Origin of the sequence: Shewanella saliphila, from assembly GCF_014648295.1 — a bacterium.
GTDB lineage: Bacteria > Pseudomonadota > Gammaproteobacteria > Enterobacterales > Shewanellaceae > Shewanella > Shewanella saliphila.
In genome coordinates, this window is sequence record NZ_BMQV01000013.1 from 37,285 (window position 1) to 52,123 (window position 14,839).

Below are 14,839 nucleotides of genomic sequence, written 5' to 3' on the forward strand. Positions count from 1 at the left end.
ATTTCTACGCCCAATGATTAATCAAGACCCTGTTATTTTAGGCCTACTTGCCATTACATTAGGGCTTATTTTCTACACCAGCGCCAGTACTCATCGTTACTGGCAAACCTTTTATCGTTATGTGCCTGTCATGGTGGCATGCTATGTGGTGCCATCACTGTTTAACACCTTCGGGCTAGTTGATACCTCAGCAAGTCAACTGAGCAGTATTGCCTCGCGCTATATCATGCCAGCGTGTCTCACCTTGCTTATTATTAGCGTCGATATTAAGTCGATGTTAATGCTTGGCCCCAAAATAATTGTACTGTTTATTGTCGGCAGTATTGGGATTATTCTAGGTGGGCCTTTTTCACTGTATGTGTTTTCAATACTGTCACCTGAGTTAGTAAACTGGCATGGCACGGAAGCAGCTTGGCGTGCGATGGCAACGCTAGCGGGTAACTGGGTGGGTGGTACAGCTAATCAACTGACCATGAAAGAAGTGTATACCGTTGATGACAATATGTTTGCCATCATGATTTCTGTGAACGTGGTGTTTTCAGCGCTTTGGATGTCATTTTTACTCTTTTGTACCAATCACGCTAATGCCATTGATAGCAAACTCAAGGCTGACAATAATGGCATAAACAAGCTGATCGAAAGTATTAACTTGCGCGATAAAGCATTGTCGAAGTTTAAGTTACCCATACCCACCCTATCGAGCTATATGGCTATTTTTGCGGTGGCATTTGGTGTTACCGGTTTGGCCCATTTGGGCGCAGATCTCTTGGTGCCATTTTTTAGTCATCACTACCCTCAATCGGAAAAACTCAGCTTCACATCGCACTTTTTTTGGATTGTCATCATTGTCACCAGCGTCAGTATTATATTGTCTTACACCAAAGTCAGGCGACTAGAGCGCCAGGGCGCATCGAAAATATCAACCGTATTACTGTACCTATTAATCGCCACCATGGGATTAAAAATGGACTTAACCATGATCAATGACTTCCCTATTTATTTTGCAATTGGCTTTGTCTGGCTTGGCTTTCACGCCTTACTGATTTTGATTGCAGGATTAATCATGAAAGCGCCATTAGCGTATATGGCCATTAGCAGCCAATGTTGTATTGGCGGCGCGGCATCATCGCCAATAGTGGCTATGGCGTTTAATCGCCACCTAGCACCAGTCGCGGTGATGTTCTCGGTGTTTGGCTATGCTTGGGCCAATTACATGGTGTGGATTTGTGCCGAGTTAATGCGCATGATCAATCAATAATTCAATCATAAATGACCGCCAATCATTAACGACGGCTCATTGACTAAAAACGCTAAAACTATTGTAAAGGTAAGTAGATATCGACTGCTTGTTGCAGTTCGGTGCCGGGCTCAGCAACTTGGCCAACGTTAAGGCGTTCAAACATCAATGGGCTATTGCGTAATGAATATAACTGCTCGTTTAACCAAATACGGTAAAGGTAATCAACGCCAGCATGCAACAGCGCATTGATATTGTTATTTTGCTTATCGGTTGTTACCGATAACTTTGCATAACGACCAGCAACAATAATGTTGGTCTCAATACCCTCTTGTGTTAAGCCCGTTGACGCTAATCTCGAATATGTTGCTTCATCAAGTGAGACGCCAATATCCATATGATATGGCTGCGCTTGTGGCAGACTGTGCACTAGATTAAACGTTCGACCAACGTTAGGCCCCACTGCGTATTTTTGCCGCCATTGAATAAAACGTTCGATCGTCTTAGGCATTGCCCTGGCAGGGCCATTGTGCGTAACGCTAGCCAGCGTTAAGGCATCCATTGACACTATCTCAACATCAGCGGTGAGCATTCCATCCTGAGGCGACTGGAACGATTTAAGCGGTTGTTGTTTGGCAAAGAAATTGTTCCAATCGGGCGCTTGCCTGAATGACTGTGGGCTTTGACCAATACTATGGGTGAACGAGTCAACAAAGTCTGCTTCATTGTTATAACCTAAATTTGTCGCGATAGCCTCAAGTGAAATTTGTTCGCCAAACCCCAATTGATGAGCTGCCTGCAAACTTTTAAGTAACTCGACGTATTCCTCAATCGACAAACGGTATAGCGAGTAAAACAAGTGTTGAAAATGACACGATGGCAGGTCTGCAATCGTTGCCAGGGTATCAATATTCAGTGGCGCTGCAATATTAGAATCGATATAGGCGAGTGCTTTTTCAAATGCTTGATCGAGTTTATGGCTCACTTGTTTTCCTTATGACCTAAAATAAAAAGACCTAGACAGTATGCCTAGGTCTTTACTATTTCACTAATTTAACTAACTAAAACGAATTGACGTTAATGAGATTAACGCAATTCATTGTCATTTAATTATTCAACTACTGGATACTCAATTTCAGCATCAGCTTTAAGTGTAGCAATCACAGCACGGTAATCTGCTTCGCTGTTTTGTGGTGCTAAGCGTTGCTTAAGGGTATTAATTAAATTGTCGTTAATGCCTTGAGCTTCATTCACTTTATCAACCACAATCACTGCGTAACCTGTTGCTAATGCAGCAGTATCAATTGATACACTGTTTTCAGCTGGCGCGGCAATCTTGAAAGCTTTGTTAGTGATGGCTTGGTCAATATCTTGATTAAAACGGCCAAGACCAGGTAACGATGTTAATGTTGCACCCGTTAATGTGTCGTTACCCGCTTTTAACTGAGCCATAAACTCTGCTGCATTTTCGCGTGCAGTTTCGTTTGCTTTATCTTGTTTTAAGCGATCTACGATAGCCGTTTTAACGTCAGCAAATGGTTGCGTTCCAGCCATGTTATGTTGTTTAACACGAATAACAACCACATGGTTAGGCGCTAACTCAATCACGTCACTGTTCATGCCACTGGCCAATACTTGGTCAGAGAATGCCGCTTTAATAAACTCAGGGTTATTGAATTTAGCTGGCACGTTATCACGCGAGAACAACGCTGTCGTTTGTACTTTAGCATCGACTGCTTCCGCAGTATCAATTAAGGTATCTGGGATCTCATAGCTGGTGTCAGCCAGTTTGCTTTGTAGACCATAAAACACGTCTAAAGCTTGCTTCTCTTGAAGCTGAGCAACTATTTTAGCTTTTACATCATCAAAAGCAGTCGCTTGGCTTGCTTGCACGTCAAGTAACTTGATGATGTGGTAACCAAACTCAGTTTTAACAACCGGTGAAACTTGGTCTAGCTGTAGCGCAAATAATGCTTCATCAAATGCAGGATCCATCACGCCTTGCTCAAACCAGTCTAATTGACCGCCTTGTTCAGCACTTAACTGGTCGTCAGAATCAGTTTTAGCCACCTCAGCGTAATCTTCGCCTTGATTTAATTTTGCAACAATCGCATCAGCCTTGGCTTTGTCAGCACTTTCATCGTCTGTTGCCGCAACAAAAATATGTGCCGCTAAACGTTTTTCAGGCGTTTGGTATTGTGATTGGTGTTCGTCATAATACGCTTGCACTTCTTCGTCTGTTATTTGGCTATTTTGAGCCATATCAGCAGCGTTAAGTTCAACATACTCTACGCTGACTTGTTCAGGGCTCATAAATTGAGCTAAGTTAGCATCATAATAAGTTTTAGCTTCTTCATCTGACACTGAAACACTTGATAAGTATGGTGTAGAATCAACCACTAAGTAACGAATGTCGCGGGTTTGACCTTGTACTTGGGCAAGCTGTTTAGCTTCGCCGTCTAATACAAACTCACTGCCTACAAGCGCATTTAATAACTGGCGACGTGTCATATCAACGCGCATCATGTTTCTAAAACTGGTGGTTTGATAACCTAATTGACGAAGTACCGCTAAGTAACGTTCGTTATCAAATTTACCATCAGTTTGAAATGCAGGTTCTTCAATAATGGCTTTTTTGATTTGCTCATCAGATACACGTAAACCTAATTTGGTTGCAGCTTGATCAATTAACTTGTCTGCCACTAAACGGTCTAAAACACCTTGTTTAATGCCATTCATGTAATTGTCATCAGCGGCTAATGCATTAAACATTTCACCTAACTGCTGCTCAATGCGAGAGCGTTCATTTTGGAAAGCATTTTCCAATTCGCTAGCGCTGACTTCTTCACCATTAACGATTGCAGCAGGAACACCAGTATTAGAGCCTAAATAGCTACTGACACCGGCAAAAGCAAAAGAAAGTATCACAAGGACAAGAATTGTTTTAGCAACAATTCCTTGTGAGCCTTCACGGATTTTTTCTAACATCTGAATTCTCGCTTGTTGCGATTAATAAAATAAAAAGGCGCATCACCTTGTGGATGCGCCTTAATGTAAATTATATGGAGTTATCAGACGCTACCACGGGTATGACCCAATACTCCCAATATTCATTATGCCTTACATAACAATATTGCTTTTCGTAAAAAGCACTGCATAAGCAGTGCTTGTATTACGAATGCCTTACAAAGGCTACGTTGCTAAGGTTTAGTTAACAGCGTCTTTTAGCGCTTTGCCAGCTTTGAACGCAGGAATGTTCGCAGCAGCAATTTTAATTTCTTTACCCGTTTGTGGGTTACGGCCAGTACGCTCAGCACGCTGACGTACTTCAAATGTACCAAAACCAACTAGAGAAATCTTATCGCCTTCTTTAAGACCTTCAGTAACAGCAGCGATAAAAGAATCTAGTGCGCGGCCAGCAGCAGCTTTAGAAATATCAGCACCAGATGCGATTTTCTCGATTAGTTCAGATTTGTTCATGTCATCCCCTTGAATGTTATTGTCGCGCCGCAACCAAATCCGTGTTTAGAGCGGTCTGCGGAGGCTTTATTGTAATAAGTTTGATAACACATCAAACTTAGTATGAAAACCAAAAAAATGAAATTGGATACAGCTCAAAGTCAGATGCCCCAAGGGCTTGGTGCGCCTGACTCTCCACAGACCTAGGCTACCACAGGTCAGCGTTTTGTTAAGCCCCTTTTTTCATTTTTTTTATGCTCTACAGCAATTTTTTAACTAATAAGCTATTTTTTAACCACTTCGAAGCCTTCAACGGGTCGTTCGAGCGCCAGTTTCAAGACTTCATCGACCCAGCGCACTGGATGAATGGTTAAATCTGCAATCACATTGGCTGGAATTTCTTCCAGATCGCGCTCATTCTCTTTAGGAATCAACACGTGTTTAATGCCACCGCGATGTGCTGCGAGTAATTTCTCTTTTAATCCACCAATTGGAAGTACTTCACCACGCAAGGTTATTTCACCTGTCATGGCAACATCACTGCGCACAGGATTACCGGTTAAACTCGATACTAACGCAGTACACATTGCCGCACCGGCTGAAGGACCATCTTTTGGTGTTGCCCCTTCTGGTACATGCACGTGAATATCACGTTTTTCATAAAAGTCGCCGTTGATGCCTAAGTTTTCAGCGCGAGCACGCACAACCGTCATCGCAGCTTGAATAGATTCTTTCATAACATCGCCAAGCGAACCGGTATAGGTTAGCTTACCTTTACCTGCTACCGAGGTAGCTTCGATTGTTAATAAATCACCGCCAACCTGTGTCCAAGCAAGCCCAGTTACCTGGCCGATTTGGTTGCTTGATTCTGCTTTACCAAAGTCAAAACGTTGCACGCCTAGGAATGACTTAAGGTTGTCTTGATTGACCTCAACCACTTTAACGGTTTTGTCTAACAAGATTTGCTTAACCACTTTGCGGCATATCTTCGAAAGTTCACGCTCTAATGAACGTACACCAGCTTCGCGGGTGTAATAACGAATAATGCCTAAAATAGCGCTGTCATCAACGTTGATTTCTTTAGCTTTAAGTCCATTACGTTCAACTTGCTTAGGCAATAAATGTTGCTTAGCAATGTTCAGCTTTTCGTCTTCGGTGTAGCCCGCTAAGCGGATCACTTCCATACGGTCAAGTAACGGACCTGGAATATCCATCGAGTTCGACGTTGCCACGAACATCACATCAGATAAATCGTAATCGACTTCTAAGTAATGGTCGTTAAAGGTCGCGTTTTGCTCTGGGTCGAGTACTTCTAATAATGCCGACGATGGGTCGCCGCGCATGTCAGAACTCATTTTATCGATTTCATCGAGTAAGAATAATGGGTTTTTAACCCCAACTTTAGCCATTTTTTGAATGACTTTACCCGGCATAGAACCGATATAAGTTCGGCGATGACCACGAATTTCAGCTTCATCACGCACGCCACCTAATGCTACGCGTACATACTTACGACCCGTCGCTTTTGCAATTGATTGGCCCAGCGAGGTTTTACCGACACCTGGAGGTCCCACTAAACACAAGATTGGGCCTTTAAGTTGTTTAACTCGGCTTTGTACTGCTAAATACTCAAGAATACGCTCTTTGACCTTTTCAAGACCATGATGGTCAGTGTCGAGTACTTCTTGCGCTTTAGCTAAGTCACGCTTAATTTTAGAGCGTTGTTTCCAAGGCACTGATGTCATCCAGTCTACATAGCTACGAACTACCGTGGCTTCTGCTGACATCGGTGACATCATTTTAAGTTTATTCAATTCAGCACTGGCTTTTTCTTTGGCGTCGCTTGGCATGCCCGCGTCTTCAATTTTACGCGCCAGTACTTCAAATTCATCGTGGCTTTCGTCAATGTCGCCTAATTCTTTTTGAATCGCTTTCATTTGCTCATTCAAATAGTATTCACGCTGACTTTTTTCCATCTGTTTTTTAACGCGGGTACGGATACGTTTTTCAACTTGCAGTAAGTCGATTTCCGATTCCATCATCGCCATTAAATATTCTAGACGTTCGCCGACATTGATCATTTCTAATACCGATTGCTTGTCTTCAAGCTTTAACGGCATATGCGCAGCCATGGTATCGGCTAAACGCGCGGCTTCATCAATACCCGACAATGAAGTAAGTACTTCAGGTGGGATTTTCTTATTGAGTTTGATGTAGCCTTCAAACTGACCGATAGCACTGCGAACCAGTACTTCTTCTTCTTTGTCGCTTAATGCTTGCGATTCAAGGTATTCGGCAGTTGCTGCAAAGAATTCTTCTTCTTGAGTGTAGCGAGTAATTTTTGCGCGCTGACCACCTTCAACGAGCACTTTAACTGTGCCGTCAGGAAGTTTTAGTAGCTGCAGAATAGACGCTACAGTACCGATATCAAAAATATCGTCTTTGCCTGGCTCGTCTAAATCAGCATCACGCTGAGCGACCAGTAAAATTTGTTTGTCTTGTTCCATTGCCGATTCTAGGCAACGAATGGATTTTTCCCGTCCTACGAATAGCGGAATTACCATATGCGGATAAACCACCACATCTCGCAGTGGTAATACGGGGAGTTCGATATGCGCTTCACGCTCTTGGGTCATGGCTCGATTCCGTTTAATGAAATAGACTAATACTGAGTATATTGGGGTGTTGTTGTCAGTTTCAATGGCCAATACGAAAAAAGGAGCCCAATGGACTCCTTATTTTTCAGTTTACTAGCTTTTAGAACAATTATTGTTCGCCTGAAGCAGCCTGAGTGTCGGTGTTTTCGTAAATTAAGATTGGTGCAGATTCGCCTTTAACTACAGACTCATCAATAACCGCTTTAATGACACCCTCTGTTGATGGAATGTCATACATGGTATCAAGCAAGATGCTTTCAACAATTGAACGCAATCCACGCGCACCGGTTTTACGTGACATGGCTTTATGAGCAATGGCTTGTAATGCATCTTCGCGGAACTCAAGTTCTACATTTTCCATTTCAAACAATGCACCATACTGTTTAGTCAACGCATTTTTAGGCTCAGATAAAATCTGTACTAGTGCTGCTTCGTCTAACTCTGTTAGTGTTGCAAGAACAGGTAAACGGCCAATAAATTCAGGAATTAAACCAAATTTAACTAAATCGCCTGGTTCTACTTTGCCCAAGATCTGTGAAATCGTTGCCTTGTCAGCTTCGCCTTTTACTTCAGCGCCAAAACCAATACCTGTGCCTGTGTGAGCACGTTGCTCAATCACTTTTTCAAGTCCTGCAAATGCACCACCACAAATGAACAGAATTTTAGAGGTATCAACCTGTAAAAACTCTTGTTGTGGGTGTTTACGGCCGCCTTGTGGTGGCACTGAAGCAACAGTGCCTTCAATAAGCTTAAGCAAGGCTTGCTGTACACCTTCACCAGACACGTCACGGGTGATCGATGGATTGTCTGATTTACGGCTAATTTTATCGATTTCATCGATATAAACAATGCCACGCTCAGCTTTTTCAACGTCGTAATCACATTTTTGCAGAAGCTTCTGAATGATGTTTTCTACATCTTCACCCACATAACCGGCTTCGGTTAATGTGGTTGCATCTGCCATGGTAAACGGCACGTTAAGTGACCGAGCTAAAGTTTCAGCCAGCAAGGTTTTACCACTACCGGTAGGACCAATAAGCAAAATGTTACTTTTACCAAGCTCTACACCATCTTTGACCGTGCCATTACGTAAGCGTTTGTAGTGATTGTATACCGCAACAGCCAATACTTTTTTAGCCTGGTCTTGGCCAATGACGTAGTCGTCTAAATGCTGGCGCAGCTCATGTGGTGTCGGTAATTTATCTTCATCACGCTTAGGCGAAATCTCTTTGATTTCCTCTCGGATGATGTCATTACATAAATCAACACATTCATCGCACACGTATACCGATGGGCCAGCAATCAGTTTTCTCACTTCATGCTGACTTTTTCCGCAAAAAGAGCAGTACAGCAATTTGCCGCTGTCACCGTTATTTTTGTTATCGCCCATTATTCTACCTCTGGTTGCAGCCTAGACCTTACATCTGAGCTCTGCTTGTCGATATGCATACTGGCTGTATATCTAAATTATTCGTTCATTAGAATGAAGAATAACCCAGTCACAGCAAAAAATCAGCCTGTATTAACTACGAGTCGTTAATACAGAGTCCACGAGACCATATTCTACCGCTTGTGACGCACTCATGAAGTTATCACGGTCTGTGTCACGCTCAACAATTTCAAGCGGTTGGCCTGTGTGTTCAGCTAACATTTGGTTTAACTTATTTTTAATGCCTAAAATTTCTTGGGCATGAATAGCGATGTCTGATGCTTGACCTTGGAAACCACCTAGTGGTTGGTGGATCATCACACGTGAGTTAGGTAAACAATGACGCTTTCCTTCTGCACCGCCAGCTAATAAGAATGCGCCCATACTTGCCGCTTGGCCAATACATACTGTACTGACGTTTGGCTTAATAAATTGCATGGTGTCATAAATAGCCATACCCGCTGTGACTGAGCCACCTGGCGAGTTGATATAAAGATAGATATCTTTGTCTGGGCTTTCAGACTCTAGGAATAATAACTGGGCCACAATGAGGTTAGCCATATGTTCTTCAACCTGGCCAACTAAAAAAATAACACGTTCTTTTAATAAACGAGAATAGATATCGTAAGAACGTTCACCTTTCGCTGTTTGTTCAACAACCATAGGTACAAGCGCATTGAGTACTGATTCTGGTGCTTTATGCATTATTCATTTCCCTAAAAATAAAAATGGCCCGCATGAGGAACCTCATACGAGCCATTATAAATGGCGAACGCCTTGTTAAGTCAAGCTAAGCTTACGCTTTGCCTGTAGCCTTGTTCATAAATTCTTCAAAAGCAACTTCTTTTGTCGTTACTTGAGCCGATTTTAGTAGGGCTTCAACAGCTTGCTCTTCAAGCGCTACATTGCGCATGTTTTGCATGAGTTCTTTGTTTGAGTTGTAGTAAGCGACAACTTCAGATGGATCTTCATACGCAGAAGCCATAGATTCGATCAATGCATTAACGCGATCGTCTTCAGCTTTAAGCTCGTTAGTTTTGATTACTTCGCCTAATAACAAACCAATCTTAACGCGGCGCTCTGCTTGCTCAGTGAACAATTCAGCTGGAAGCTCAGGCATGTTTTCAGTTTGGCCACCAAAGCGTTGCATAGCTTGCTGACGTAAAACGTCAACTTCGCCATCAACTAGCGCTTTAGGGATAGCAATTTCATTAGCGGCTAGTAAACCAGTAATCACTTGCTCTTTAACGTTAGCTTTAAGCGCTTGCTCTAGCTCGCGAGTCATGTTTTTACGGATTTCAGCTTTAAGCGCTTCTAAGCCGCCTTCAGCAATACCAAATAGTGAAGCAAATTCGTCATTCACTTCTGGTAAGCTTGCGCCTTGAACTTCAGTTAAGGTAATAGCGAATTTAGCCGCTTTGCCTTTCAAGTTTTCAGCGTGGTAATCTTCTGGGAATGACACTTCGATTTCGAATTCGTCACCCGCTTTATGACCCACAACACCTGTTTCAAAACCAGGGATCATACGGTTTGAACCGATTTGAAGTTCGAAATCGTTAGCTTTGCCGCCTTCAAACTCTTCACCGTCGATAGAGCCCACAAAGTTCATTTTCACTTTGTCGCTATCAGCAGCTTCACGTTCAACAACAGCATAAGTTGCATGTTGCTTACGTAATGTTTCAATCATTGTATCAACGTCTGCTTCGTTTACGTCAGCGTGTGGCTGTTCAACGGCAATCGTATCTAAACCCGTTAAGGCAACTTCTGGGTAGACTTCAAACGTAGCAACGAATTCAAACGTGTCACCTTCAGTAGCACCTGGTGTAAATACTGGCGCGCCTGCTGGGTTTAATTTTTCAGCTACGATTGCTTCAATAAAGTTACGTTGCATCACTTCACCAGTGATGTCTTGACGAATCGCTTTACCGTAACGCTTGTTGATTTCAGTGACTGGTACTTTGCCAGGACGGAAACCAGGAAGACGTGCACGCTTAGCTTCGCGTAATACGTTGTCTTTAACCAATTTCTCGATTTGCTCAGCAGGTACAGAAATAGTTAGGCGACGCTCTAGGCCTTGAGTTGTTTCAACAGAAACTTGCATTGTTTTACCTCGAAATATGTCTAACGTTCTTTGTAATAGTCGACAACTCAACTATTTGATATTCGTTTCTTGACCGTGTGTTTAGCTAAGGCCGCCAGCACAGCGATATTAATGATGCTGAAGACGCTGTTGGTTCAGGTAGCTTATTTTTGATATTTATCAAGACGCGACATTATAGCTACCGTTTTTCGCATAGTCGAGCCTGAAAAGGTCGATTTAAGCGATAAAAGGGCCGACTTTGAGCCATTTTGACGTGTTTGCACGTTTAATGTGCTAATTGCTTTATGAGGTAGCCGATGAATTATTTTGCACGAGGGTTTCTTTGATGATGGGTGTCACACTCTGGCGAATTACAGCCTAAAGATAGATTTAATCAAAGAAAAATGGGGTGACTGATGGGGCTCGAACCCACGACAACCGGAATCACAATCCGGGACTCTACCAACTGAGCTACAATCACCACTGAAATGGTACGCCCGGCAGGGCTCGAACCTGCGACCACCCGCTTAGAAGGCGGGTGCTCTATCCAACTGAGCTACGGGCGCATGGTACAGCAATTTGCTGTTTCCTGTCTGGCTAAACAAGCTTAACACTTGTTTGATTATTTGTTTAGTTAACACATAAACAAATAATTGAATTTGGTCGGTGATAGAGGATTCGAACCTCTGACCCTCTCGTCCCAAACGAGATGCGCTACCGGGCTGCGCTAATCACCGAGTTTATCTATTCTCAACATATCGCAGCAATACACTGTAACCATGTTGTCTCGAGAACGGAGCGCATCTTAACGAGTCACTTTGTTATCGTCAACGATTTTTTTGAGCTAATTGTCTATATGTTGAATTTAACAGCAAAAAGAGTGATTAGCATCAAAGCGCGAATAGTTTATTCACCGTATTTCCTTGTCTAGCAAATGACACTCTTTTAATCGCCTGTTAGAATACTCCCGATTTACACACCAGCCACAAGCCGCGCCATTCAAAGGAAACTCTACAGCCATGACTGCTCAACTTATTGACGGTAAAGCCATTGCACAATCTATTCGCAGTACCCTTAAACAAAAAGTCGCCGCGAGAAAAGAAGCTGGCCTTCGGGCACCAGGACTCGCAGTTATTTTAGTGGGTAGCGATGCTGCGTCACAGGTTTATGTAGGTAGTAAGCGCCGCGCTTGTGAAGAAGTCGGTTTTGAATCGCAATCGTTTGACCTTGATGCATCAACATCAGAAGCTGAGTTATTGGCAGTAATAGACCAGTGCAATGATAATCCTGCTATCGATGGCATATTGGTTCAGCTGCCGCTCCCTGGACATATTGATGACTCAAAAGTCATTGAGCATATTCGACCAGATAAAGACGTAGATGGTTTTCACCCTTACAACGTTGGGCGTTTAGCTCAACGTATCCCCGTGCTGCGCTCATGCACACCGATGGGTATCATGACATTAATCAAGTCGACTGGTGTAGATACATATGGATTAGACGCAACAGTTGTTGGGGCTTCTAACATTGTTGGCCGCCCAATGACATTAGAGCTTTTATTAGCAGGTTGCACCACAACAACATGTCATCGTTTTACTAAAAACCTCGAACAAAAAGTTCGCCAAGCTGATTTATTAGTGGTTGCGGTAGGCAAGCCAGGGTTTATACCGGGTGAATGGATTAAACCAGGTGCAATTGTGATTGATGTTGGTATTAACCGTACAGAAGATGGCCGTTTAGTCGGAGATGTTGAATATGATGTGGCGGCACAAAATGCGGCATTTATTACCCCCGTCCCTGGCGGCGTAGGTCCTATGACGATTGCAAGCTTATTAGAAAACACGTTATATGCTTGCGAGAAATACCATAGCTAATTGACTCCTTATCAGTTGAGCCATAGCTGATATACAAAAAAGCCTGCAATTTTTGCAGGCTTTTTGTTTATGACAATTTAGAACTATTTTTTACGCCACGTGGTGCCTGCTGGGCCGTCTTCTAAAATCACCCCAAGTTCATTTAAGCGATCACGTGCTACATCGGCTGCTGGCCAATCTTTTTCCGTACGGGCGCGGTTACGCTCAACGATTAATGCCTCGATTTCAGCCACTTCATCGTCTGTACCCTCACCTTTAAAGAATGCCTCAGGTGTTTGACTCACAAGGCCTAATACATCGGTTAATTGCTTAAGGCTAACGCCTAAGGCTGATGCTGCTGCCATATCAGTCAATTTAAGACGGTTGATTTCACGAACCATATCAAATAGCACTGAGTATGCTTCTGGCGTATTAAAATCATCGTCCATTGCTTGTGTAAACTTAGCCACATATTGCTCAGCATCCGCTGGAGCTACAGTTAAATCTAAATCTTTAAATGCGTTATATAAACGCTCTAGCGCTGCCCGTGCTTGCTTTAAATTGTCTTCAGAATAATTTAACTGGCTACGGTAATGGCCTGACAACAAAAAGTAACGCACTGTTTCTGGGTCGTAATGCTCAAGCACGTCACGAATGGTAAAGAAATTACCTAATGATTTAGACATTTTCTCGCGATCAACCATCACCATGCCTGAATGCATCCAATAGTTAACGTATGGCGTATCATGGGCACAGCAAGACTGCGCAATTTCGTTTTCATGATGCGGGAACTGCAAATCACTGCCACCACCATGAATATCAAAATGCACACCTAAATGTTTGCTGTTCATTGCTGAACATTCAATGTGCCACCCTGGGCGACCTGGTCCCCATGGCGAATCCCAAGTAGGTTCACCCGGCTTAGACATTTTCCACAAGACAAAATCCATTGGGTTTTGTTTGCTTTGGTCAACTTCAACTCGGGCGCCGGCTTGCAACTGATCAAGATTCTGGCCAGATAAGCGGCCATAATCTTTGTATGACGCCACGCTGAACAACACATCACCATCAGGAGCAACATAGGCATGACCGCGGTCAAGAAGGAGTTGCACCATGTCGATAATTTCGGGCATGTGCAAGGTTGCGCGAGGCTCAAAATCGGGGCGTAACATGTTTAACGAATCAAAGTCGCGGTGCATTTCAGCGGTCAAACGCTCTGTTAGCGCTTCACATGACTCGTTGTTTTCAGCGGCACGCTTGATAATTTTGTCATCAACATCGGTAATGTTACGTTGAAAATTAACCTCGTAACCACTGTAGCGTAAGTAACGGACTATCATGTCAAACGATACAAAAGTACGTCCGTGACCAATATGACATAAATCGTAAATTGTCACGCCACATACGTACATGCCAATTTTGCCAGGATTTATTGGTTTAAATTCTTGTTTTTCACGACTAATACTATTGTAAATCTTTAACATCGAAAGTTCTCTTTTACACTAATTTATTATGGTAAATGCTAGCCGTGAGTCTACCATGTTGTCACCTGTTTTGAACACTGCACTTTATGCCGCAACTAAGATAAGTTAGAATCGCGCAAATTATTTTTTCTAGGTGAATACGAATGGTTACTTTACACACAAATTTTGGCGACATTACTTTACAACTTGATGCAGAAAAAGCTCCTTTGACTGTGGCTAACTTCATGAAATATGTTGAAGACGGCTTTTATGACAGCACCATTTTTCACCGTGTTATCGATGGTTTCATGATCCAAGGTGGTGGTTTTACCGAAGATATGGGGCAAAAGCGTAATAACGAAGCTGTGAAAAACGAAGCAAACAACGGTTTATCAAACCGTAAAGGCACTGTTGCGATGGCACGTACTTCAGATCCGCACTCTGCTACAGCGCAATTTTTCATTAACATCAACGACAACACTTTCCTTGATTTTAAATCAGAAACAAGCCAAGGCTGGGGTTACTGTGTGTTTGGTGAAGTTGTTGAAGGCTTAGATGTGGTTGAAAAAATTAAAGCCGTTGCGACTGGTAACCGTGGCATGCACCAAGATGTGCCATTAGAAGCCGTTATTATCAACAATGTTAGTGTAAAAGCATAATT

At 42.9% G+C, this 14,839-nt stretch carries 11 protein-coding genes and 3 tRNA genes; 3 read left to right on the forward strand and 11 right to left on the reverse strand.

The annotated features are described in order from the left end of the window. Window positions 1–13 precede the first annotated feature (13 nt). On the forward strand, window positions 14–1,258 hold the full coding sequence (locus IEY48_RS08290) for a DUF819 family protein (RefSeq protein WP_188919189.1): 1,245 nt from the start codon (window positions 14–16) through the stop codon (window positions 1,256–1,258). A 58-nt stretch (window positions 1,259–1,316) separates the two neighbouring features. On the opposite strand, the gene IEY48_RS08295 is transcribed toward IEY48_RS08290, so the two are convergent. The 10 genes from IEY48_RS08295 to IEY48_RS08340 all read right to left on the reverse strand — a co-directional run bounded on the left by IEY48_RS08295 (window position 1,317) and on the right by IEY48_RS08340 (window position 11,599). Beyond that, on the reverse strand, window positions 1,317–2,222 hold the full coding sequence (locus IEY48_RS08295; RefSeq protein WP_188919191.1) for an AraC family transcriptional regulator: 906 nt from the start codon (window positions 2,220–2,222) through the stop codon (window positions 1,317–1,319). 125 nt (window positions 2,223–2,347) lie between these two features. Then, window positions 2,348–4,225 carry a SurA N-terminal domain-containing protein gene (locus IEY48_RS08300; protein ID WP_188919193.1) on the reverse strand — a complete coding sequence of 626 codons (1,878 nt, stop codon included), beginning with the start codon at window positions 4,223–4,225 and terminating at the stop codon, window positions 2,348–2,350. Between the two features lie 219 nt (window positions 4,226–4,444). After that, window positions 4,445–4,717: a nucleoid-associated protein HU-beta gene (gene hupB / locus IEY48_RS08305; protein WP_160053351.1), complete on the reverse strand. Its 273-nt coding sequence runs from the start codon at window positions 4,715–4,717 to the stop codon at window positions 4,445–4,447. Window positions 4,718–4,980: 263 nt separating this feature from the next. Then, complete coding sequence (gene lon / locus IEY48_RS08310) at window positions 4,981–7,332, reverse strand: endopeptidase La (protein WP_188919195.1); 2,352 nt, start codon at window positions 7,330–7,332, stop codon at window positions 4,981–4,983. Between the two features lie 130 nt (window positions 7,333–7,462). After that, on the reverse strand, window positions 7,463–8,743 hold the full coding sequence (gene clpX, locus IEY48_RS08315; protein ID WP_188919198.1) for an ATP-dependent protease ATP-binding subunit ClpX: 1,281 nt from the start codon (window positions 8,741–8,743) through the stop codon (window positions 7,463–7,465). A 132-nt stretch (window positions 8,744–8,875) separates the two neighbouring features. Beyond that, window positions 8,876–9,487, reverse strand: coding sequence for an ATP-dependent Clp endopeptidase proteolytic subunit ClpP (gene clpP, locus IEY48_RS08320; RefSeq protein WP_188919200.1), 612 nt, complete (start codon window positions 9,485–9,487; stop codon window positions 8,876–8,878). Between the two features lie 91 nt (window positions 9,488–9,578). Further along, window positions 9,579–10,883 (reverse strand): trigger factor, encoded by a 1,305-nt coding sequence (gene tig, locus IEY48_RS08325; RefSeq protein WP_188919202.1) that lies wholly within the window; start codon window positions 10,881–10,883, stop codon window positions 9,579–9,581. A 384-nt stretch (window positions 10,884–11,267) separates the two neighbouring features. Continuing rightward, window positions 11,268–11,343 (reverse strand) — tRNA-His (locus IEY48_RS08330). 8 nt (window positions 11,344–11,351) lie between these two features. Continuing rightward, window positions 11,352–11,428, reverse strand: a tRNA-Arg gene (locus IEY48_RS08335). Between the two features lie 94 nt (window positions 11,429–11,522). Then, window positions 11,523–11,599 (reverse strand) — tRNA-Pro (locus IEY48_RS08340). 282 nt (window positions 11,600–11,881) lie between these two features. Here IEY48_RS08340 and folD point away from each other — a divergent pair. Beyond that, window positions 11,882–12,736, forward strand: a complete 855-nt coding sequence (folD, locus tag IEY48_RS08345) for a bifunctional methylenetetrahydrofolate dehydrogenase/methenyltetrahydrofolate cyclohydrolase FolD (protein WP_188919204.1) — start codon at window positions 11,882–11,884, stop codon at window positions 12,734–12,736. A gap of 83 nt (window positions 12,737–12,819) precedes the next feature. On the opposite strand, the gene cysS is transcribed toward folD, so the two are convergent. Then, a complete protein-coding gene (cysS, locus tag IEY48_RS08350) occupies window positions 12,820–14,199 on the reverse strand; it encodes a cysteine--tRNA ligase (protein WP_188919206.1) in 1,380 nt (459 codons plus the stop codon). Between the two features lie 143 nt (window positions 14,200–14,342). Between cysS and IEY48_RS08355 the strand changes: the two genes are divergently transcribed. After that, window positions 14,343–14,837: a peptidylprolyl isomerase gene (locus IEY48_RS08355; protein ID WP_188919208.1), complete on the forward strand. Its 495-nt coding sequence runs from the start codon at window positions 14,343–14,345 to the stop codon at window positions 14,835–14,837. The last annotated feature ends 2 nt before the right edge of the window (window positions 14,838–14,839 follow it).